This window comes from Nocardioides gansuensis, assembly GCF_003076135.1.
GTDB classification, from domain to species: Bacteria; Actinomycetota; Actinomycetes; order Propionibacteriales; family Nocardioidaceae; genus Nocardioides; species Nocardioides gansuensis.
Genome location: NZ_QDGZ01000006.1, coordinates 101,613 through 123,540 on the forward strand (window position 1 = coordinate 101,613; position 21,928 = coordinate 123,540).

18 protein-coding genes are annotated in these 21,928 nt (G+C 72.8%); 10 read left to right on the forward strand and 8 right to left on the reverse strand.

The features are described 5' to 3' along the window. Positions 1-205 precede the first annotated feature (205 nt). Positions 206-1,930: an amidohydrolase gene (locus DDE18_RS14495; RefSeq protein WP_116572984.1), complete on the reverse strand. Its 1,725-nt coding sequence runs from the start codon at positions 1,928-1,930 to the stop codon at positions 206-208. Beyond that, positions 1,927-3,321 carry an APC family permease gene (locus tag DDE18_RS14500; RefSeq protein ID WP_116572985.1) on the reverse strand — a complete coding sequence of 465 codons (1,395 nt, stop codon included), beginning with the start codon at positions 3,319-3,321 and terminating at the stop codon, positions 1,927-1,929. The genes DDE18_RS14495 and DDE18_RS14500 overlap by 4 nt, the downstream gene beginning before the upstream one ends. Positions 3,322-3,487: 166 nt before the next feature. Here DDE18_RS14500 and DDE18_RS14505 point away from each other — a divergent pair, with 166 nt between their 5' ends. After that, on the forward strand, positions 3,488-4,054 hold the full coding sequence (locus DDE18_RS14505) for a TetR/AcrR family transcriptional regulator (RefSeq protein ID WP_116572986.1): 567 nt from the start codon (positions 3,488-3,490) through the stop codon (positions 4,052-4,054). Positions 4,055-4,089: 35 nt separating this feature from the next. Here the strand turns inward: DDE18_RS14505 and DDE18_RS14510 are convergent, their stop codons facing one another. Beyond that, positions 4,090-5,034, reverse strand: coding sequence for an NAD-dependent epimerase/dehydratase family protein (locus DDE18_RS14510; RefSeq protein WP_116572987.1), 945 nt, complete (start codon positions 5,032-5,034; stop codon positions 4,090-4,092). Between the two features lie 80 nt (positions 5,035-5,114). On the opposite strand from DDE18_RS14510, the gene DDE18_RS14515 reads away from it, so the two are divergent. The 6 genes from DDE18_RS14515 to DDE18_RS14540 all read left to right on the forward strand — a co-directional run bounded on the left by DDE18_RS14515 (position 5,115) and on the right by DDE18_RS14540 (position 11,754). After that, complete coding sequence (locus DDE18_RS14515) at positions 5,115-6,026, forward strand: RNA polymerase sigma-70 factor (protein ID WP_116572988.1); 912 nt, start codon at positions 5,115-5,117, stop codon at positions 6,024-6,026. Between the two features lie 162 nt (positions 6,027-6,188). After that, positions 6,189-6,851 (forward strand): TetR/AcrR family transcriptional regulator, encoded by a 663-nt coding sequence (locus tag DDE18_RS14520; RefSeq protein ID WP_116572989.1) that lies wholly within the window; start codon positions 6,189-6,191, stop codon positions 6,849-6,851. Further along, positions 6,848-7,912 carry an agmatine deiminase family protein gene (locus DDE18_RS14525; RefSeq protein ID WP_245916719.1) on the forward strand — a complete coding sequence of 355 codons (1,065 nt, stop codon included), beginning with the start codon at positions 6,848-6,850 and terminating at the stop codon, positions 7,910-7,912. Before DDE18_RS14520 ends, DDE18_RS14525 begins: the two co-directional genes overlap by 4 nt. Further along, the gene (locus DDE18_RS14530; protein WP_116572990.1) at positions 7,909-8,901 is read left to right on the forward strand and encodes a nitrilase-related carbon-nitrogen hydrolase; all 993 of its coding nucleotides are present in this window, start codon (positions 7,909-7,911) and stop codon (positions 8,899-8,901) included. The genes DDE18_RS14525 and DDE18_RS14530 overlap by 4 nt, the downstream gene beginning before the upstream one ends. Positions 8,902-8,955: 54 nt before the next feature. Next, positions 8,956-10,311: a flavin monoamine oxidase family protein gene (locus DDE18_RS14535; RefSeq protein ID WP_116572991.1), complete on the forward strand. Its 1,356-nt coding sequence runs from the start codon at positions 8,956-8,958 to the stop codon at positions 10,309-10,311. 24 nt (positions 10,312-10,335) lie between these two features. Next, positions 10,336-11,754 (forward strand): aminobutyraldehyde dehydrogenase, encoded by a 1,419-nt coding sequence (locus DDE18_RS14540; RefSeq protein WP_116572992.1) that lies wholly within the window; start codon positions 10,336-10,338, stop codon positions 11,752-11,754. A 26-nt stretch (positions 11,755-11,780) separates the two neighbouring features. Here DDE18_RS14540 and DDE18_RS14545 read toward each other — a convergent pair whose 3' ends face one another. Continuing rightward, complete coding sequence (locus DDE18_RS14545; RefSeq protein ID WP_116572993.1) at positions 11,781-12,341, reverse strand: TetR/AcrR family transcriptional regulator; 561 nt, start codon at positions 12,339-12,341, stop codon at positions 11,781-11,783. A gap of 84 nt (positions 12,342-12,425) precedes the next feature. On the opposite strand from DDE18_RS14545, the gene DDE18_RS14550 reads away from it, so the two are divergent. Next, complete coding sequence (locus DDE18_RS14550) at positions 12,426-12,752, forward strand: DMT family transporter (RefSeq protein WP_116572994.1); 327 nt, start codon at positions 12,426-12,428, stop codon at positions 12,750-12,752. Positions 12,753-12,797: 45 nt separating this feature from the next. Here DDE18_RS14550 and DDE18_RS14555 read toward each other — a convergent pair whose 3' ends face one another. The 3 genes from DDE18_RS14555 to gabT all read right to left on the reverse strand — a co-directional run bounded on the left by DDE18_RS14555 (position 12,798) and on the right by gabT (position 17,008). Next, positions 12,798-14,294, reverse strand: a complete 1,497-nt coding sequence (locus DDE18_RS14555) for an NAD-dependent succinate-semialdehyde dehydrogenase (protein ID WP_116572995.1) — start codon at positions 14,292-14,294, stop codon at positions 12,798-12,800. A 78-nt stretch (positions 14,295-14,372) separates the two neighbouring features. Beyond that, complete coding sequence (locus DDE18_RS14560) at positions 14,373-15,656, reverse strand: Glu/Leu/Phe/Val family dehydrogenase (protein WP_211754562.1); 1,284 nt, start codon at positions 15,654-15,656, stop codon at positions 14,373-14,375. Further along, positions 15,653-17,008 (reverse strand): 4-aminobutyrate--2-oxoglutarate transaminase, encoded by a 1,356-nt coding sequence (gabT, locus tag DDE18_RS14565; RefSeq protein WP_116572996.1) that lies wholly within the window; start codon positions 17,006-17,008, stop codon positions 15,653-15,655. Before gabT ends, DDE18_RS14560 begins: the two co-directional genes overlap by 4 nt. 110 nt (positions 17,009-17,118) lie before the next feature. On the opposite strand from gabT, the gene DDE18_RS14570 reads away from it, so the two are divergent. Beyond that, entirely contained in the window at positions 17,119-18,645 is a 1,527-nt protein-coding gene (locus DDE18_RS14570) for a PucR family transcriptional regulator (RefSeq protein ID WP_116572997.1), read from the forward strand. Between the two features lie 14 nt (positions 18,646-18,659). Here the strand turns inward: DDE18_RS14570 and DDE18_RS14575 are convergent, their stop codons facing one another. Next, the gene (locus DDE18_RS14575; protein WP_116572998.1) at positions 18,660-19,268 is read right to left on the reverse strand and encodes a TetR/AcrR family transcriptional regulator; all 609 of its coding nucleotides are present in this window, start codon (positions 19,266-19,268) and stop codon (positions 18,660-18,662) included. A gap of 274 nt (positions 19,269-19,542) precedes the next feature. Between DDE18_RS14575 and DDE18_RS14580 the strand changes: the two genes are divergently transcribed. Then, on the forward strand, positions 19,543-21,906 hold the full coding sequence (locus DDE18_RS14580; RefSeq protein ID WP_165821175.1) for an ATP-binding protein: 2,364 nt from the start codon (positions 19,543-19,545) through the stop codon (positions 21,904-21,906). Positions 21,907-21,928: the final 22 nt, after the last annotated feature.

Here is a 21,928-nt window from a genome sequence, read left to right on the forward strand (position 1 = left end):
CAGCTGCCCGGCTTCATGCGCCGGGTGCTCACGCTGAGCCTGACACTGCGCGGGTTCATCCAGGACGAGTTCATCCGTTCCCACCACGACGCCTTCCTGGCCGACATGTCGGGCTGGGTCCGCGACGGCTCCGTGCGCTACACGAGGACGTGGTCAAGGACCTCGAGAACGCGCCCGAGGCGTTCCGCGGGCTGCTCCGCGGCGACTACCTCGGGAAGGTGCTCGTGCAGGTGGGGGAGGACACGAGCAAGGGCTGAGCGGGCCCGACCTGCGGGGCGCGGTGGACCGGCTCGCCGCCGACCCAGGTCTCGAGGACGTCGATCTTCGCGAGCGCGCCCGCGGGGCAGGAGAGCGGGTCGTCGGACAGCACGGCCAGGTCGGCGAGCTTGCCCGGAGCCAGAGAGCCGCGGTCGTGCTCGGAGTGGACGGCGTAGGCACTGCCCAGGGTGTAGCCGCGCAGCGCGGTCTCGACGTCGAGAGCCTCCTCGGGCAGCCACGGCGCCCCGCCGCTGAGAGGGGCGCGGGTCACCGCGCACTGCAGCCCGATCATCGGCTCCATCTCCGCGACGTTCCAGTCGCTGGAGAGGGCCAGCACCGCGCCGTGCTCGGCCAGCGACCGCAGCGGCCAGGCCTGGTGCCACCGGTCCGGCCCGATCGCCTCGGCCCAGGCGTGCCCGGGCCCGGCGATCTCCGGGCTGGCGTGCCGGGGCTGCATGCACGCCACCACGCCGAGCTCGGCGAAGCGGGGCAGATCGGCGGGGCGCACGCACTCGACGTGGACGACCTGGTGCCTGACGTCGCGCGGCCCGTTGACCTCGCGCGCCCGCTGCACGGCGTCGAGGACGGTGGTGATGCCCCGGTCGCCGGTGGCGTGCACGAAGAGCTGGAAGCCGTCGGCGTCGAGCCGGGTGACCAGCTCGGCGAACTCCTCCGGCGGGTAGTAGGTGTCGCCCCGGTGTCCGGGCTCGTTGGCGTACGGCGCGTGGAGGGCCGCCGTGTGCGGCTCGACGACGTCGTCGATGTAGAGCTTGAGCGGGCCGACCCGCAGCCGGTCGTCCGCGTGGGTGCGGGCCAGCCCCGCGAACTCGGCGCGGTCGGCCTCGGTGGTGCCGCGCGGATGGAACATCGCGAGCACGACCCGCGAGCGCAGCCGGCCCTCTGCCCGGGCGCGCAGGAACAGCGGCACGTCGTCGGGGGAGTTCTGCGGCTCCACCACGGTGGTGATGCCGCACGCCACGGCGTGGTCGAGGCTGCTCAGCAGCCGGTCGTACTGGCGCTCCGGGTGGGCCCACGGCAGGCCGAGGTCCGCGAGCGCACGCATGCCGGCCCGGGCCAGGCCCTTGACCGCGAAGTCGGCGACGAAGCCGGTGGGACGGCCGTCGGCGTCGAGCTCCGCGGTGCCGAAGGGCAGGTCGGCCCGGTCCGGCTGGGCGAGCGGAGTCGAGACCCGGGCGACGCCCAGCGCCTGCAGGGCCGGTGTGTTCAGCCAGAGGGTGTGCACGTCATAGCTGAAGACCACTGCCGGCCGGTCGGGGACCAGCGCGTCGAGCTGGGCGGCGGTCGGGTGGGCACCGTCGGCGAGGCCGGCGTAGGCGTAGCCCTCCGCCTCGACCCACGCGGCCTCGGGGTGCTCGGCCTGCCAGCGGGCCAGCCGCTCACCCACCTCGGCCATCGTCGAGGCGCCGGCCAGCTGGGCGCATGCGGCGTCCGAGCCGAGCCGCACGTGGTTGTGCGCGTCGATGAAGCCCGGCACCACGGTCCGGCCGGCGAGGTCGACCACCTGGGCGGCGTCCCGTACGGCGTGCGGCGCGTCGGCGAGCAGTCCGGCCCACGCCACCCGGCCGTCCCGGATCGCCAGGCTGTCGGCCGCCGGCACGGCGGGGTCGAGCGTGTGCACGACCCCGCCGGTCAGCAGGACGTCGACCGTCACCGGTCCTGCTGCGGGTCCACCAGGAAGCGCGAGCTGCCCCGCGGCCGGAGGTAGCCGTAGTAGTAGGCCAGCGCACCGCCCACCATCGCGGCCACGATCAGCAGGTCGCCCGTGGCCGACTCCGACAGGGCGTAGCCCACGCCCACGATGACCAGGACGGGTGCCAGCGGCCACAGCGGCATCTTCCAGCCGGCGTGCGGGCTCCGGCGTACGGCGAGGGCCGCGACCGCCAGCGTCAGGTAGACCGACGAGACGATCACCGAGGTGATGCCGAGCAGCGACTCGATGTCGACGAGGTAGGCCATCAGCGCGCCCGGGAGCGCGACGGTGAGGGTGGCCAGCACCGGCGAGCCGAAGCGGGGGTGCAGCGAGCTGAGCGCCCGGTTGACCGGCTCGGGCCAGGACTTGTCGCGGGCGGAGGAGTAGATGACCCGGCCGTTCTGGATGACCATCACGATGACCGCGTTGAGGATCGCGATCGCGATGCCGACGCTCACGGCGGCGGAGACGCGCGGACCGGCCCAGGTGGTGACGAAGTCGGGGAAGGTGCCCTCCGCGAGGTCGCTCAGGCTGCCCACGCCCATGACGGTGGCGATGGTGGGGATCACGATGATGGCTGCGCCGATGAACAGGGAGCCGAACACCGCGCGGGCCACGTTCTTGCGAGGCTCGATGATCTCCTCGGCCAGGTACGACGCGGTGCCGAAGCCGTTGACCACGAAGGTCGACACGGCGAGGCCGGAGAGCACGATCGCGGCGGTGAGCGGGGTCAGCGTGGTGCCGTCCAGGGCCTGCGGGTGCCACAGGGTGTCGACGCCGCGCTCGGCGTGCGAGAAGCCCAGATAGGCGACGACCGCGGCGGCCAGCGTCTCGATCACGAGGAAGGCGCTGGTGACGTAGGCGTTGGCCTTGATGTCGAGGAGGCCGGTGGCGGTGGCCAGCAGCATCACGATCGCGCCGGTCGTCGCCCGGTCGAGGTCGACGATGGGGGCCAGGTAGTCGGCGGTGCCGAGCGCGATGACCGGGGGGATGACGATGAGCGTCGCGGCGGTCATCACGAAGGTGACCCAGCCCAGGCTGCGCCCGAGCGTGTGGGTGACCATCACGTACTCGCCACCGCTGCTCGGCGTACGCGTCCCGAGCTCGGCGTAGCAGGCGCCGACGCCGACCGAGATGAGCACGCCGGCGAGCAGGGTGAGCACGACGCCGGATCCCTGGCTGGCCAGCAGCTCGGGGACGATGATGAACAGGCTGGACGCCGGAGTGATGCAGGAGACCGTGAGCATGATCGCCGCGACCACGCCGAGGACCGGCTTGAGCCCCTCGGGGCGGCGAGCGGTGGGCTCGTCGGTGAGCAGGGGCGGGGCGGACTCGCCGGGGAGTGTGGCCATGGTTACCTCACGGGTGTAATTTGAACGACATACAAACGATGTGACCTGAACTATGAACCCCCCAGGGCCCTAGGGTCAAGGGGTGGCCGAGGAAAAGACGCCTGAGAAGACGCCTGAGAAGACGCAAGGCAGGACGCGGGGAAAGGCTCCCCGGCGTCACCGCCGGATGGACCGTCCCCGTGAGCGGGTGCTCGAGGTGGCCTGGGACCTGCTGATCGAACGCGGGCTGGCCGACCTCACCCTGGCCGAGCTCGGCCGACGCGTCGACACCAGCCCCGGGCACCTCCTCTACTACTTCGGCAGCAAGGACGAGCTGCTGCTCGAGACGCTCCGGTGGAGCGAGGAGCAGCTGTGGCAGCGCTGGACGGTCATGCGCGCCGAGCCGACGCCGGTCGGCGAGCGGGTGCGCGCCTTCTGCGAGCTGTTCCTGCCGGTGGCGCCGGGCGATCCGCGCTGGCTGCTCTGGATCGAGGCCTGGCCCCGGGTGCTCCGGGTGGAGCCGCTGCGCGAGCCCTACCTGGCGCTCGACGCGCGCTGGCACGACGCGCTTGCCGAGCTGCTTGCCGAGGCCGACGTCCCCGAGCCGGACCATCTGGCCCGGCGGATCTGTGCGCTGCTCGACGGCTTCAGCGTCGCGCTGGCCCTGGACGAGGAGGGACTGACGGTGGCGGAGGTCTGTGACCACGCGCTCGCCCTCCTGCCGGCGCACCTCACCGACGTCAGCGTCTCCTAGCCGCTCCGGACTACTCCGCCGGCCCGGGCGGCCGGTCAGCCGAGCCCCGTGCGGAACCCCTCGCGCCACGTGGCGTACCGGGGGGACCAGCCGAGCTCGCGCTTCGCCTTCGTGTTCGACGACCCGCGAACGGTGGTCATCAGGGCGATGCCGAACTGGCCGACCATCGGCCGCGCGAGCCAGGCGGGGAGCCGCATCGGCTTGCGGGCGCCGAGCTGCTCGGCGAGGTAGGGCAGCCACTCGGCCACCGGTGCTGGCTCGTCGTCCACGACGATGTAGACGCCGGGTGCGCCTCTCTCGACCGCGGCGGCCGTCGCCGCGGCCGCGTCGTCGATGTGGATGAACGACCACATCCCGGTGCCGCCACCGACCACGGGGAGCTTCCCGCGCCGGAGCATGTCGGCCATCAGGCCGTCGCGCGCCATGGCGTTGCCCGGGCCGTAGAACGTGCCGTACCGCAGCACGATGCCGTCGATGCCGTCCGTCGCGGTGACTGCGTCCTCGGTGTGACGGATGGCCCGCAGCGTCTCCCGCGCCTCCTTGCCGGGGTCGTCGATCATCGGGTCGTCCTCCGACTTGACCCAGGCGCCGCGACGCTCGTTGGTCCACGAGGTGTAGCTCTGCGCGACGAAGCGCCGTACGCCGTGCTCCTGGGCAGCCGTCAGCAGGTGGTCGGTGCCCTCGGTCCGCAGGCGGTTCGTCATCGCGAACTCCTTGCCGAACTTCTTCGGGTTGCCCGTGATCCCCGAGAGGGCGGTGAGCTGGTGGACGATGACGTCCGGCTTGGCCTCGGCCACGGCGGCCCGGACACTGTCCGGGTCGAGCGGGTCCATAACGATGCCCGTCGCCCCCTGCGCCTCGAGGCCCGCCACGGCGGTCTGGTGGCGGCTGGTCCCGAACACTTCGTGCCCGGCCTCCACCAGGAGGGGAACCAGGCGGCTACCCAGCGCTCCGGTCGCGCCGGCGATGAAGATTCGCATTGTCCTTCTCCCTTCGTCATCCCCTCCGACGAAGCAGCCTCCGTGGCTGTGACGGGTCTCGTGATGGGATCTGGGGCGTGATGGACCTGGCCATGGCGCACGACGACCTCCGACCGCTCATGTTCTCGATCGCCTACCGCATGCTCGGCAGTGTCGCGGAGGCGGAGGACGTCGTGCAGGAGGCGTTCCTGCGCCTGCACCGCCGCGAGCAGGACGGTGTCGACGTCGGCAACCTGGAGGCGTACGCGACGACCGTCACGACACGCCTCGCCATTGACACCCTGCGCTCGGCGCGCATCCGGCGCGAGCGGTACGTCGGTCCCTGGCTGCCCGAGCCGCTGGTCGACTCCGACACCGCGGATCCCGCGCGCCGGATCGAGCTGGACGAGACCGTCTCGACCGCCTTCCTCGTCCTGCTGGAGTCCCTCACCCCGGTCGAGCGGGCGGTGTTCGTGTTGCGGGAGGTCGTCGGCTACGAGTACGACGAGATCGCGGCCGTCGTCGACAAGAGCGAGGCCAACTGCCGGCAGGTCTTCGCGCGGGCGAAGAAGCGGATCAACGAGGGGAAGCCCCGGTTCGAGCCGTCCCGCGAGCAGCGCGACCGGATGGCGGCCCAGTTCCTCACCGCCCTCACCGAGGGCGACATGGCCGGTCTGGAGCGGCTGCTGGCCGAGGACGTCGTGTTCGTGGGCGACGGCGGTGGCCGGGCCCCGGCGATCCAGAAGCCGATGGTCGGGGCCGTCGCGGTCACCCGGTTCCTCCTCGGCCTCAAGCGCCGGGGCGAGGCGTTCGGCGTACTCCTGGACCTCGTCGACGCCAACGGCCAGCCCGCCCTGCGCACCCGCGCCCCCGACGGTTCCCTGCTCGGCGTCATGGCGATCGACGTCGACGAAGGCCGGATCGTCCGCCTGCACAACGTCCTCAACCCCGACAAGCTCGGCCACCTCGGCCGGGTCGGCGACCTCACCGCCCTGCTCGGCAGCAGCCGATAGCCCGGCGCCATCGCCCTGCGGCCACGGGTTCGAGCACACACGAGCCGGCGGTGGTCACCCTGCTGCTCGAGGCATTCTCGCCGGACCCCTTGCGCCCTGGTGGCCTGCGCCAGTACTTTTGAACGACACTTTGAGCGACGTTCAAACATCGAGGAGGCGGTCATGGCGGCACCACCCCATCCCGCTGCAGGTCCTGTGACGGCCATCAGGACGACCCGCAGGCACCTCAAGCGCGACGCGATCGCGCGCGCCGCGATCGAGCCGCTGAGCAAGCGCGGCCTGCGCAACGTCACCCTCACCGACCTGGGCGCGGAGCTCGGGATGTCGGGCGCCCACCTGCTCTACTACTTCGAGAGCAAGACCGACCTGTTCATGGCCGCGCTCCGGATGGTCGAGCGCGACCTCCGCGACCAGGCCCTGGAGGCCTTCGAGGCGCTCCCGAGCGCCCGGGACCGCTGGGACCACCTGATCGAGACCGGCGCCCCCGCCGGCCTCAACGACAGCGGCCTGCTGATGTGGCTCGAGGCCTGGTCCGAGGCGGTCCACGACCCCGGCATGCGGGCGCTGATCTCCGAGCTCGAGCAGCAGTGGCAGGCGCTGCTCGTCGACACCCTGCGGTACGCCGTGGCGCGCGGTGAGCTGCCCGACAGCATGGACGTCGACTCGACCGCCGAGGGCGTCTCCGCCCTGCTGGACGGCCTCACGATCCGCGTGATCGTCGGCTACCGCTCCCTCGACCATGCCGCCGCCATGCGGCTGGTCGGCCAGTTCACCTCCCCGCTGCTGCCGTGGCGGGAGCCCCACGACCCGGAAGGCGAACAGTGAGCAGCACCTGGGCGATGCCCGCCGAGACCACCCCCCACGACGCGACGTGGATGGCGTGGCCGTCCGGCTCCTACACCCTCGGAGAGACCGCGGCCGAGGCGGAGGCCGCGCGGCGTACCTGGGCCGACGTCGCCAACGCGGTGGCCGAGTGGGAGCCGGTGCACCTGCTGGTGCCGCCGTCGGAGCGCGCCGAGGCCCGCCGCCTGCTGGGCGCCGGGGTCACCTGCCACGAGGTACCGCTCGACGACGCGTGGTACCGCGACATCGGCCCGACCTTCGTGGTCGACACCGACGACGCGGGGGAGCGCCGGCTCGGTGCGGTCAACTGGACCTTCAACGGCTGGGGCCAGCAGTCCTGGGCCACCTGGGAGCACGACGCCGTCGCCAGCCTGGTCGCCACCGAGGCGTCCGGGGCGGTCCGGATCGACTCCGCGATGGTCAACGAGGGCGGCGGCATCCACACCGACGGGGCCGGCACCTTCCTGGTCACCGAGAGCGTCCAGCTGGACCCGGGCCGCAACCCGGGGTGGACCCGGGCGCAGGTGCAGGCCGAGCTGGCCCACACGGTCGGGGCCCGCGAGCTGGTCTGGCTCGAGCGCGGTCTCACCCGCGACCACGAGCGCTACGGCACCCGCGGCCACGTCGACATCGTGGCGACGTTCGCCGACCGCGGCGTCCTGCTGGTCCACGACCAGCGCGACCCGGCCCACCCCGACCACGCGATCACCCGCGACGTCGCGGCCACCCTGGCCGAGGCGCGCGACGCCGACGGCAAGCCGCTCGACGTGCTGGCGCTGCCCGCCCCGGCGGTGCTGCGCGACGAGGAGGGCTGGGTCGACTACAGCTACGTCAACCACTACGTGTGCAACGGCGCGGTGATCGCCTGCTCCTTCGCCGACCCGCACGACGCCGAGGCCCGCGACGTGCTGGCCGACGCCTACCCCGGTCGCCACGTCGTCCAGATCGACGCCCGCCCGCTCTTCGCGCGCGGCGGCGGCATCCACTGCATCACCCAGCAGCAGCCCTGCCTCAGCGCAGACGTCCCGGAAGGATCCCGATGAAGCTCGTCACCGCCCCCGCCCAGCCCTCGCCCGCCCGTGTGGAGGACGGCCCCGGCCGCCGGCTCACCGTCGGCGTCGTCCAGATGCACTGGGAGGCCGACGCCGCGCGGCACGCCGCCACCCTCGCCAAGGGGATCGGGCTCGCCGCCGGTGCGGGCGCGCAGGTGGTCTTCCTGCCCGAGCTCACGCTGTCCCGCTATCCCGCCGACACGCGGCCGGAGGGCCGGCCGGCCGACCTCGCCGAGCCGCTCGAGGGTGGGCCGACCCACACCTTCGCCGCTGCGGCCGCGGCCGAGCACGGGGTGCTCGTGCACGCCTCGCTCTACGAACAGGCGCCCGGGCCCGCCGGTGAGGACGGCCTCGGCTACAACACGGCCATCCTGGTCGACCCGGCCGGCCGGATCGTCGCACGCACCCGCAAGCTGCACATCCCGGTGACCGAGGGCTACTTCGAGGACCTCTACTTCCGGCACGGTCCGGCCGACGAGCCCTACCCGGTGCACCAGGTCGACCTGCCCGGGTCCCCGCGCCTCGGCCTGCCGACCTGCTGGGACCAGTGGTTCCCCGAGCTCGCGCGGGCCTACTCGCTGGCCGACGCCGAGGTGCTCGCCTACCCGACCGCGATCGGCTCCGAGCCCGACCACCCGGACTTCGACACCCAGCCCCTGTGGCAGTCGGTGATCGTCGGCAACGGCATCGCCAACGGGCTCTTCATGGCCGTGCCCAACCGCTGGGGCGACGAGGGCCGGATCAGCTTCTACGGCTCGTCGTTCGTCTCCGACCCCTACGGCCGGGTGCTCGGCCAGGCCCCCCGCGAGGGCGACCACGTGCTGGTGGCCGAGCTCGACCTCGACCAGCGCGCCGACTGGCTGGCCCTGTTCCCGTTCCTCGAGACGCGCCGACCGGACACCTACACCGGCCTGGTCGACGCGTCGGGCCGGGCGGCCGGCCGAGGGTCTTGCCTTTTGGCTCCGGGCCGCCTAGGTTGAGACCAGTTTGAGCGTCGTTCAAATCGACGGCGCGACGGGAAGGCAGAACATCAGATGACCAGCTTCGACACCGTCGTCGTGGGGGCCGGCGTGACCGGCCTGACCGCGGCCCACCGCCTCGTCGAGGGAGGCCAGGACGTCCTGGTCCTGGAGGCGCGCGACCGCGTCGGCGGACGGCTCCGCACCGAGACCCACCACGACTCCGACTTCGAGATCGGCGGCCAGTGGGTCTCGCCCGACCAGAGCGCGCTGATCGGCCTGCTCGACGAGCTCGGCCTGGAGACCTACCCGCGCTACCGCGAGGGCGAGTCGCTGTACGTCGACCGCGAGGGCGTCGCCCACCGGTTCGTCGGCGAGGAGCTGCCCGTGGCCGAGCGGACCGGCAAGGAGATCGACCGCCTGGTCGGGCTGCTCGACGACCTCGCCGCACAGATGGACCCCGACCGGCCGTGGGAGCACCCGCAGGCCGCCGAGCTCGACCGGGTCACCTTCGGCCAGTGGCTGGAGCAGCAGTGCGACGACGAGGAGGCCCGCGACAACATCGCGCTCTACGTCGGGCCGGCGATGCTCACCAAGCCGGTCTGGTCGTTCTCCGCCCTGCAGGCCGTGCTGATGGCGGCGAGCGCCGGCTCCTTCACCCACCTGGTCGACGCCGACTTCATCCTCGACAAGCGGGTCGTCGGCGGCCTCGCCTCGGTGCCCGAGGAGCTCGCCCGCCGGCTCGGCGACCGCGTCCGCCTGCGCGCCGACGTGCAGCGGATCGAGTGGGACCCCGCCGATCCCGACGCCGGTGCCACCGTCACCGTCGCCGGTGAGCAGGTGCGCGCCCGGCGGGTCGTGCTCGCCGTGCCCCCGACCCTCGTCCAGCGCATCCGGATCGTCCCCGAGCTGCCCGCGGAGCACCGCCACGCCCGCGAGCACCAGTCGTTCGGGCTGGTCATCAAGGTGCAGGTGGAGTATGCGATGCCGTTCTGGCGCGACCTCGGCCTCTCCGGCACCGGCTTCGGCCCCTACCAGCTCGTCCACGAGGTCTACGACAACACCCTGCACCGGGCGGAGAAGGGCACGCTCGTCGGCTTCGTCTCCGACGTCAACGCCGACGCGATGGGCCGCCTCGACGAGGACGAGCGCCGGGCGCGGATCCTCGCCTCGGTCGCCTCCTACTTCGGCGAGCAGGCACTCAGCCCGGTCACCTACGTCGAGAGCGACTGGCAGCACCAGGAGCTCACCGGCGGCGCCTACGCCACCAGCTTCGACGTTGGCAGCCTCACCCGCTACGGCGCGAAGCTGCACGAGCCGGTCGGCCCGATCGAGTTCGGCAGCAGCGACATCGCCGGCCACGGATTCCAGCACGTCGACGGCGCCGTCCGGATCGGCCAGCGCCTGGCCGACCGCATCCTCGGCCGCTGACCCCACCCACCCCAGGAGAACCCCATGATCAGGAACGTCATCGACGGCCAGCCGGTCGAGGCGGCGGACGGCCGCACCAGCGACGTGGTCGACCCGGCCACCGGCAAGTCCTACGACACGGCCGCGCTGTCCGGCGCCGCCGACGTCGACGCGGCGTACGACGCCGCCACCCGCGCCTTCGCCACCTGGCGTCGCACCACGCCGGCCGAGCGCCAGCAGGCCCTGCTCGCGCTCGCCGACGCGCTGGCCGCCCGCACCGACGACCTGGTCGACGCGGAGGTCGCCAACACCGGCAAGCCGGTCGCGCTGACCCGCACCGAGGAGATCGGGGTCGGCATCGACCAGCTGCGCTACTTCGCGGGCCTCGCCCGGTCGCTCGAGGGCGCGGCGGCGGGGGAGTACCTCGCCGGCCACACGTCCTACGTGCGCCGCGAGCCGGTCGGCGTCGTCGGCCAGGTCGCGCCGTGGAACTACCCGTTCATGATGGCGATCTGGAAGATCGCCCCCGCCCTCGCGGCCGGCAACACCGTGGTGCTCAAGCCGTCGGACACCACCCCGGCCTCGGCGTCGCTCGTGGGCGAGATCGCCGCGTCGGTCCTGCCGGCCGGCGTGCTCAACGTCGTCTGCGGCGACCGCGACACCGGTCGCCTCGTGGTCGGCCACCCGGGCGTCGCCATGGTCTCCATCACCGGCTCCACCGGCGCGGGCAAGCAGGTCGCCGCCGCGGCCGCGAAGGACGTCAAGCGCGTCCACCTCGAGCTCGGCGGCAAGGCGCCGGCCGTGGTGTTCGCCGATGCCGACCTCGACTCAGTCGTCGAGGGCATCGTCACCGGCGCGTTCTTCAACGCCGGCCAGGACTGCACCGCGGTCACCCGGGTGCTCGTCGCCGAGCCGATCGCCGCCGAGCTGACCGAGCGGCTCGTCGCCGCCGTTCGCGAGGTGCGCACCGGCCCGCCGGCGGACGAGTCCGCGTTCTACGGCCCGCTCAACAACGCCGACCAGCTCGCGCGCGTCAGTGGCATCGTCGAGGCGCTTCCCGAGCATGCCCAGGTGCTCGTCGGCGGCCACCGGGTCGGCGAGGACGGGTTCTTCTACGCGCCCACCGTCGTGACCGGCGTACGGCAGGACGACGCGGTCGTGCAGCAGGAGACCTTCGGCCCCGTCGTCACCGTGCAGACCTTCGGCTCCGAATCCGAGGCCCTCGAGCTGGCCAACGGCGTCGACTTCGGCCTCGCGGCGAGCGTCTGGACCCGGGACCACGGCACCGCGCACCGCTGCTCGATGGAGCTGGACTTCGGCTGTGTGTGGGTCAACACCCACATCCCGCTCGTCGCCGAGATGCCGCACGGTGGCTTCAAGCAGAGTGGCTACGGCAAGGACCTCTCCCACTACGGCCTGGAGGACTACACCCGGATCAAGCACGTGATGCACGCGCACGGCTGAGGACAGCCCCCACAAGCCCTGGCCGCTCAGGCCAGCGCCGCCACGGCGTCGGCCAGGTCGGCGACCGCGCGCGCCCGGGCGGCCGGGTCGACGTCCAGGGGCAGGTCGAGCTGGAAGCCCATGAACGCCGCGTCGACGACGTCGGCGGCGCGCGCGGCGAGGGCCCGGTCGACGCCGGAGCGGACCAGGTGGGTCACCAGGGCCGTCGTCCAGACCGCGTTGGCCTCGCGTACGACGGAGGCGTAGGGCTCGCGGCCGAAGAGGCCCAGGGCGGCCGCCTCGACGTAGATCCGCGTGCAGCGATCGCCCGGCTCGGCCTGGACGGCGGCCCAGAGGTCGCCGACCGCGCTGCGCAGGTCGGGGGAGGGCGGCAGCGCCGCCAGCTGGGCGACCGCACGGTCGTTGGAGGCGCGCAGCACGGCGGCGACCAGCTCGTCCTTGGAGCCGAAGTGGTAGAGCAGCATGCGGTCGCTGGTGCCGAGCTCGGCGGCGAGCGGCCGCAGGCTCAGCCCGATCAGGCCGTGGTCGAGCACGTAGTCGGTGGCGGCCTCGGTCCACTCGGTGCGGCGCTGCGGATCCTTGGCCATGGCTGCTCCTCGGTCGGGTGGTTCGGCAGTGTAGCAAGTGCTACAGTCGTGTGTAGCACCTGCTACAAAGACCGGGAGGGTCCCATGTTCGCCGCCTTCGGCCTGCTGCTGGCCGCCATCGCCGCCGAGGTCGCAGCCAGCGCTGCCCTTCCGCGCACCCACGGCTTCAGGGACCCGTTCTGGACGGTCTTCGTCGTGGGTGGCTACGCCGTCTCGATCTGGCTGCTCGCCCTGGTCGTCCGGCACATGCCTGTCTCCACGGCGTATGCGATCTGGGCCGGGCTGGGCACGGCCGCCGTCGCCGTGATCGGTGCGGTGTGGCTCGGGGAGTCGCTCGACCCGTTGAAGATCGCCGCGCTGGGCATGATCATCGTGGGTGTCGTCGTGCTGAACCTGCAGGGTGCTCACTGACCCAGCGCGCGGGCGCGCGGGCGCTGGGATCGTGAGCAGCAGGTCCTAGCTCCAGTCGACGGAGAAGTACTGCGTCTCGGTGAAGGCCCGCACGCCCTCGCGGGCGCCCTCGCGGCCCACGCCGCTCTGCTTCACGCCGCCGAAGGGCGCGGCCGGGTCGGACACCACGCCACGGTTGACGCCGACCATCCCGGCGTCCATCCGCTCGGCGAGCCGGAGCGCCCAGCGCAGGTCGCCGGAGTAGACGTAGGCGGCGAGGCCGAGCTCCGAGCCGTTGACCTGGCGGAGCAGGTCGGCCTCGTCGGTCCAGGTGACCACCGGGGCGACCGGGCCGAAGGCCTCAGTGCACACGAGCTCGGCGTCGGCCGGCACGTCCACCAGCAGGGTGGGCGGGAAGAAGTGGCCGACCGTGCCGTCGTACGACGCCTGGTGGCTGACCCGGGCGCCGCGGCTGAGCGCGTCCTCGACCTTCGCGCGGAGGCCGTCGAGGGCCTTGGCGCTGATCAGTGGGCCGATCGCGGTGCCGGGCTCGAACGCGCTGCCCACGACGAGCGCCTCGATGGCGGCGCCGAAGCGGTCGACGAACTCCGCGGCCACGTCGGCGTGCACGTAGAAGCGGTTGGCCGCGGTGCAGGCCTGGCCGCCGTTGCGGAACTTCGCGATCATCGCGCCCGTGACTGCGGCGTCGACGTCGGCGTCCGCTGCGACGACGAACGGCGCATTGCCGCCGAGCTCCATCGAGGAACTGACGACCCGGTCCGCCGCCTGGCCGAGCAGGTGCCGACCCACGCCGGTCGAGCCGGTGAAGGAGAGCTTGCGGACCCGCGGGTCGGCGAGCCAGGTGCCGACGACGTCACCGGGGTCGGTGCTGTGCACGACGTTGACGACGCCGGCCGGCACACCGGCCTCCTCGAGGATCCGCACCACCGCGTTGGCGGTCAGCGGCGTCTCGGCGGCCGGCTTGAGGACGACGGTGCAGCCGGCGGCCAGGGCCGGCGCGATCTTGCGGGTGGCCATCGCGGCCGGGAAGTTCCACGGCGTGACCAGGGCGGCGACGCCGACTGGTCGGGCGGTGACGATGGTGCGGGTGCCGCCGGCCGGCGACTCGGCGTATCCGCCGTCGGGCCGCACCGCCTCCTCGCTGAACCAGCGGAAGAACTCGGCCGCGTAGGCCACCTCGGCGCGGGCGTCCGCGAGGGACTTGCCGTTCTCGGCGGAGATCAGCGCGGCGAGCGGCTCGGCGCGCGCGACCATCAGCTCGAAGGCGCGGCGGAGCGCCTCGCCGCGCTGGCGCGGCGGGGTCGCCGCCCAGGCCGCGAACGTCGCGTCGGCCGCGTCCACGGCCGCCGTGGCGTCCGCGGCGGCACCGTCGGCCACCGTCGCGAGCACCGATCCGGAGGCCGGGTCGTGCACCTCGAAGGTGCGGCCCGAGGCGGCGGCGACGCCGCGGCCGCCGATGTGGAGCCCGCGCTCGGGGTCGAGGGCGGCGATGGTCTCGACCACCTCGGCGGGCACGGTCGTCGGGTCGGTCGTGATGGTCATGGTTCCTCGCTGATTCGTGTCGATCGGTGGAGTGGAGTCGAGCCCGGCCCGGTTGGTCGGGCGGAGTCGAGACCGGGGCTACGGGTAGAGACCGCGCTGCTGGTGCGCCTGGGCGACGCGCTCCACGGCGAGCGCCGTGGCCGCCGCCCGCAGGGGTACGCCGAGGCGCCGGGCGTGTGCGGTCACCGACTGCCACGCCAGGTCCATCCGGGTGGCGAGGCGGGCCTCGACCTCGTCGGAGCTCCACCAGAACGCCTGGTTGGCCTGCACCCACTCGAAGTAGGACACGACGACACCGCCGGCGTTGGCGAGGATGTCGGGGGCGACGAGCACGTCGGCCTGCCGGAGCACCTCGTCTGCCTCCGGGGTGGTCGGGCCGTTGGCGCCCTCCACGATGACCTTGGCCCGGACCCGGCCGGTGTTGCCGCCGTGCAGGACGCCCTCGACCGCCGCTGGGACGAGCAGGTCGACCTCGAGCTCGAGGAGCGCGGCGCCGTCGAGCACGTCGCCGCCGGCGAAGTCGAGGACCGAGCCCGTGGCGTCCACATGCTGCTCGAGGGCCGGGATGTCGAGGCCGGCCTCGGCGGCGACGGCGCCGTACTGGTCGCTCACCGCGACGACCTCGAGCCCGGCCTCGGCGAGGAAGCGGGCGGCATAGCGGCCCACCTTGCCGAAGCCCTGCACCGCGGCAGTCGCGCCGTGGAGCGCGATGCCCCGGTCGCCCAGTGCCGCGAACGCGACGTGGGCGACGCCGCGCGAGGTGGCCGTGGCGCGGCCCAGGGAGCCGCCCAGGGAGAGCGGCTTGCCGGTGGTCACGCCGAGCACGGTGTGGCCCTGCTGGACGGAGTAGGTGTCCATCAGCCACGCCATGGTGCGCTCGTCCGTGCCGATGTCGGGGGCGGGGATGTCCCGCTCGGGGCCGATCAGGGGGCTGATCTCGGAGGTGTAGCGGCGGGTGACCCGCTCCAGCTCGGCCGGGCTGTAGTGGCGCGGGTCGATCCGGACGCCCCCCTTCGCGCCGCCGTACGGCACGTCGAGCAGCGCGCACTTCCAGGTCATCCACATCGCCAGCGCGCGCACCTCGTCGAGGGTGACGTCGGGGCTGTAGCGCAGGCCGCCCTTGGCGGGGCCGCGGGAGAAGTTGTGCTGCACGCGGTGGCCGGTGAACACCTCGATGTCGCCGTTGTCGCGCCGCAGCGGGATCGACACGGTCACCTCGCGGCGCGGGGTGCCGAGCAGCTGGTGCATGGACTGGTCGTAGCCGAGCACGTCGATCGCCGCGGCGAGCTGGGCGCGCGCGTCGTCGAGCGGGTTGCTGGCCGGGGCGTCGGCGACGGTGCCCGGCTCGAGGACGGCGGTCACGCCGTCACCTCGAAGGCCTCGTCGAGGACGTCGCAGGCCTCGTCGAGCAGGGCGTCGGTGATGGCCAGCGGAGGCAGGAAGCGCAGCACGTTGCCATAGGTGCCGCAGGTGAGCACGACGACGCCGCGCTGGTGGGCCGCCGCCGCGACCCGCTTGGCCAGGTCGGCGTCCGGCTCGCTGGTGCCGGCCCTGACCAGCTCGACGGCGAGCATCGCGCCTCGGCCGCGGACGTCGCCCAGGCGGGGGTCGCGCTCCTGGAGCGCGCGCAGCCGCCCGGTCATCTGGGCGCCGATCTTGGCGGCCCGCTCGACCAGGCCGTCGCTCTCGATGGTCTCGATGACCGCGAGCGCGGCGGCACAGGCGAGCGGGTTGCCGCCGTAGGTGCCGCCCAGGCCGCCGACGTGCGCAGCGTCCATGATCTCGGCGCGGCCAGTGACCGCCGACAGCGGCATGCCTCCGGCGATGCCCTTGGCGGTGACGATGAGGTCGGGCACGACGGAGTCGTGCTCGCAGGCGAAGAGCGCCCCGGTGCGGGCGAAGCCGGTCTGCACCTCGTCGGCGACGAAGACCACGTCGTTGGCCCGGCACCAGTCGACCAGCGCGGGCAGGAAGCCCTCGGCCGGCACGAGGAATCCGCCCTCGCCCTGGATGGGCTCGATGACCAGCGCAGCCAGGTTGTCGGCGCCGACCTGCTTCTCGACCACGTCGATCGCCCGCGCGGCCGCCTCGGCGCCGGTCACGCCGGCGTCGCGGTAGGGGTAGGACAGCGGGGCGCGGTAGACGTCGGAGGCGAACGGGCCGAAGCCGCTCTTGTAGGGCATGCTCTTGGCGGTCATCGCCATCGTGAGGTTGGTGCGCCCGTGGTAGGCGTGGTCGAAGACGACGACGCCGGTCTTCCGGGTGTGCGCGCGGGCGACCTTGACGGCGTTCTCGACGGCCTCGGCGCCGGAGTTGAACAGCGCGGTGCGCTTCTCGTGGTCACCGGGGGTGAGGCGGTTCAGCGCCTCGGCGACCTCGACGTAGCCGGCGTACGGCGTGACCATGAAGCAGGTGTGCGTGAAGGCGGCGGCCTGGCCGGCGACCGCCTCGACGACGCGAGGGGCGCTGTTGCCGACGGTGGTCACGGCGATGCCGGAGCCGAGGTCGATCAGGCTGTTGCCGTCGACGTCGACGAGCACGCCGCCGCCGGCCGCCACCACGTAGACCGGGAGGGTGGTGCCGACGCCGCTCGCCACGGCGGCCTGCTTCCGGGCCTGCAGCTCGCGGGAGCGCGGGCCGGGGATCTCGGTGACGAGGCGGCGCTCCTGGGGGAGCGCGGGACCGCCGGTCGTGCTGGCCGGGGTGGTGGTCATGGGGGCGTCCTCTCGACGGGGTGGGAGGTCCTCACGGTAGGCACCCGCCCGGCTCAGGGCCCTGCCCGTCATGCACAATCCGCGGCCCACTGTTGTGCGAAGATGACACCATGGAGCCTTCCGGATCCGGCGGTCCCGTGGCGCTCGGCGACCTGCTCGCCGTTCGTGGCCTGGGTCTCGTCCCGGTCATCGACGAGCGTCGCGACGACCCGCTCCGCTGGGTCGCGACCAGCGAGCTGCCCGACCCCGCGCCCTTCCTCGAGGGTGGCGAGGTGCTGCTGTCCACCGGTCTGGAGACGGCCGGGTGGCGGCGCGAGTGGGACGGCTACGTACGCCGGCTGGCGGCGGCCGGCGTCGTCGCGATCGGCCTGGGCGTCGGGCTGACGCACGCGCACAGCCCGGCGGAGCTGGTCCGGGCCTGCCGGCGGCACGGGGTCGACCTCTTCGAGGTGCCGCGGGAGACGGCGTTCGTGCGGATCAGCCGGGCCGCCGCGGCGCTCCTGCAGCGCCAGGAGGACGCCGCCACCCGCGCCGCGCTCGCGGCCCAGCGGGCGTTGACCCAGGCCGCGCTGCGCGAGGACGAGCCCGGAGCGCTGCTGGCCGAGGTGGCGCGGATCGGCCAGGTGGCCGTCGTGGTCGACGCCGAGGGCAGGCCGGTGCTGGGACCTGTGGGGGAGCGGGCCGACCTGCTCGACCAGGAGGCACTGGCCGCGGCGGTCGTGCGGATGCGGCCCCAGGGCCTGCGCGCGGCGCAGGGGCTGACCACGCCCGCCGGCAGCGTCGCGGTGCACCCCCTGGGAGTCCGGGGTCGGCCTGGTCGCTACCTCGCGGTGGGGTTCGCCGGGCGGGTGACGGAGCAGCAGCGCGCGTCGGTCGCGACGGCGGTCATCCTGCTCAGCCTCGCCGAGGAGCGCCGCAGGGCGGGGCGCGAGTCGGACCGCCGGCTGCGCAGCCGGGCGGTCGAGCTGCTCGTGGCCGGCGACCTGCGCACCGCGACGCTGCTGCTGGGCTCGGCGAGTGGGCGGCAAGGCCGGCTGCCGCGGCGAGCGACCGTCGTACGCGTCGCTGGTGCGGCCGCGCAGCTCGATGACGCCCTGGAGCGGCTGGAGGCCGCCGGAGCCCTCGCCGCCGTGTCAGAGGGTGCGGCTCCCGAGCTGGTCGTGGTGGTCCGGGCCGCCGAGGCTGTCGAGCTCGCATCCTCCTTCGCAGGCGAGAGCCTGCGCGTCGGCATCGGCGAGGCGAGCGCCGCGGCGGGGCTGGCGGAGAGCCACCGGACCGCCGGCGACGCCCTCGCGCTCACGACCCCCGACGCGCGCATCGTGGCCTGGGAGGACGGCGTACGACGCGGCGTGCTGTCGCTGCTCGACGACCGCCGCGCCGCGGCCTTCGGGGCGGCCTACCTCGCGCCCCTGGCCGACGACCCCGCCCTGCTCGACACGCTGCAGGCTTTCCTGCGCCACCACGGCTCGCTGCTCAGGGTCGCCGACGACCTCCAGGTGCACCGCAACACCGTCCGCCACCGGGTGTCCCGCATCGAGCAGCTGCTCGGCCGCTCGCTCGCCGACCCGCAGGTGCGGGTCGACGCGTGGGTGGCGCTGCAGTCACGCGCCGTCGTGGGGTCGATGCCGCCTCCCTGACGGGTGATGCGTGCTCAGGAGCGCAGGCCGTCGAAGACCACGTCCGCGACCGTGCGGGCGAGCGACGAGGCATCGATCGGCCCTTCCGGGCGGAACCACTCGACGAGCGAGTTGACCATGCCGAAGACGAGGCGGCTGATCATGTCGGGGTCGACGTCGTCCCGCAGGCTGCCCTCGGCTGCGGCGTCACGCACCAGGGTCGCGAGCTGGGCGTCGATGTGGCGCCGCTGGGCCAGGGCGCGCTGCTCCAGCTCGCTGTTGCCCCGGACCCGCAGCAGCAGCGTCACCGCCGGGAGGTGTGCGGCCAGGATGCCCACCGACGCCTCGACGGTCGCCCGCAGGCGGGCGTATGCGTCTCCGTCGCCGGCGCTCGCGGTCTCGACCACGCGGCTGATCTCCTCGAGGGCCTCGTCGAGGGCGGCCTCGAGGATCGATTCCTTGCTGTCGAAGTGGTGGTAGATCGCGGACTTCGTGACGCCGAGCTCCTTCGCGAGGTCGCCGATCGAGGTCGCGTCGTAGCCGCGGCGGTTGAAGAGGTCGATGGCGACACGCAGCACCGAGTCCCGGTCGTGACCGGGCCGGCCGCGCGGACGGCGGGCTGGTGCGGTGGTGGCGTCGGACATGGGCTCATCGTCCCAGACCGCGGCGAGCCGACGTGCGTGTAACAGGCCCTGGAAGGGAGCGTCAGCCTGCCCAGCCGGCCAGATCCTCGGCACCGAGGATCGCCGGATCATCTCCCGTAGTCTTGCGCATGGTGGTATCCGCCTGTCCGGTGCAACGATGAGTGCGTGAGCCCGTCCGTTCTCCAGCCTTCCGGTCCTGCCGATCCAGAGGACACCTCGGTGAAGCTGCGGTCTTCGCGGCCCGCTCGGATGTGACGGCTTCTCGATGGGCGCCATGGCTTCGGCGACACTGACCCGGCGGAGGGACAACCTGCCGTTCGAGGTGACGAGCTTCGTGGGCCGTCGCCGGGAGTTGGCCGATCTGCGGCGGCTGCTCACCACGGCCAGGCTGGTGACGGTGACCGGCCCGGGCGGCGTGGGGAAGACCCGGCTGGTGCTTCGTCTTGCCAGAGATCTTCGCCGGCTGTTCCCGGACGGCGTGTGGATGGTGGAGCTGGATGCGCTGAACGCCTCCGGGATGGTCGCCCACGCGGTGGCGGACAGCCTGGGTGTTCAGGAGCAGCCGTCGGGCGATCCGGTCGCTTCCCTCGCGGCGCAGCTCGAGGATCGCCGGCTGTTGCTGCTCCTGGACAACTGCGAGCACGTCCTGGACGAGGCATCGGCCCTGGCAAGCGCCGTGCTGCAGATGTGCCCCGAGGTGCGAGTGCTGGCGACGAGCCGACAGGCTCTGGGCGTGGCAGGCGAGTTCATCTTCAACCTCGCGCCGTTCTCGGTCCCCAGGGCCGAGGACCTCGCGCTGCCGGATCTGGAGGTTCCCGGGTACGACGCGGTCGGACTCTTCACGGAGCGCGCCCGAGCCGTGGTTCCCGGGTTCGAGATCACTGCGGACAACCGCCAGGCAGTCGCGACCCTTTGTGCGCGCCTCGAGGGCATTCCCCTCGCCATCGAGCTCGCCTCGGCGCGACTGCGGGCACTTTCTCTCGCGGAGATCCTGGAACGGCTTGATGACCGTTTTCGGCTGCTGAGCGCCGGTGCCCGGAGGGCCGAGCCCCGCCAGCAGACACTCCAGTCCGTGGTCGACTGGAGCTTCCATCTCTGTTCCGCGGAGGAACAACGTCTGTGGCTTCGGGCTTCGGTCTTCGCCGGTGGTTTCGACCTGCCGGCCGCCGAGGCGATCTGCACGGACGACGAGCTCCCGCACGGCGCGGTCCTCGACCTCGTCGCCAGTCTGGTGGACAAGTCGATCCTCAGCCGGGAGGACCGCGGGGCATCAGCTCGGTACGTGATGCTGGACACGTTGCGGGAGTACGGCCACACACGACTGGTCGCCTCGGGCGAAGGGCGATCAATGCATCGCCGACATCGTCAGTACTTCGAGAGCGTGGCTCGTGAGCGAGTGTTCGGGCGACATGCCCGCGAGGTTCTCGACCGCCTGAGAGCGGAGCATGGAAACCTGCGCGCGGCGCTCGAGTTCTGCGCCTCCGAGCCGGGGCAGGCGGTCCATGGGCTGGCTCTCGCCAGTGCGCTGTGGCACTTCTGGACTGCGAATGGAACGTTTGCCGAGGCCCGCACCTGGCTCGCGCGCCTGCTCGAGGTCGCCCCTCAGGAGGTCACCGAGAACCACGCGTGGGCGCTCTGCATGGCCGGCTGGTTCGCCAGCCTTCAAAACGACCTCGCGGCAGCAGCAGCGCTGCTGGAGAGGAGTCGGGCCGAGGCGACCCAGCTGCACGACCGCACTCTGCTCGGCTACGTCGCGATGTTCTCCGGCAGCGTCGCCACGGCGGAGGGCCGGAACGCGGATGCCATGGCCTTGTTCCAGAAGGCGCTCGATGATCTCCGGCTGACGACGGACGTGCCCGGGATTGCCTTCAGCGCGCGCCGGCTGGCCATGACTGAGTCGGCCGCGGGTGAGCACGAGCGCGCGGCTGCTCACTACGCAGAGTGCCTGCGCCTGTGCGAGGAGCACGGGGAGGACTGGGAGAAGGCATACGCGCTGTGGGGCCTGGGCCTCGTAGCGTGGCGGCAGGCCGACCACACGCGGGCTACCGAGCTGCTGCGGCAGAGCATCAGGATCAACTCGTCCTTCGATGATCGCCGCGCTGTAGCCCTGGGCATCGAAGGGTTGGCCTGGGTCGCTGCCGACACGAAACAGGAAGAGCAGGCAGCGGTTCTGCTCGGCGCCGCCGACGCGATCTGGCGGATCTTCGAAGCGCCGTTGGCCGGGTTCGTCCAGTTGGCCGACGACCACGACCAGTGTGAGGAAGCCGTCCGGCGTGCCTTGGGGGAGCAGGCCTACGAGGCCGCCTTCCAGTCGGGAGCCCAGCTCACCCCTCAGCAGGCGGCCGAGTACGCCGTCGACCCGGAATCCCGCGATGCAACGTCGCGGCGTCGGCCGCGTCCCGTCGAGAGCCCGTCGCCGTTGACCCGCCGCGAGCAGGAGATCGCCCAGCTCGTGGCCAGGGGACTCACGAACCGAGAGATCGCCAGCCAGCTGGTCATCTCTGATCGCACAGCCGAAGCCCACGTCGAGCACATCCTCACGAAACTGGGCTTCCGGTCCCGCACGCAGATCGCCGCCTGGCTCCTGCAGCAGCAGTCGCCTGACTCTCACGACCGCCGCGCAGCCCCCGACGGATGACGGGAGCTGCGGGCACTGACGT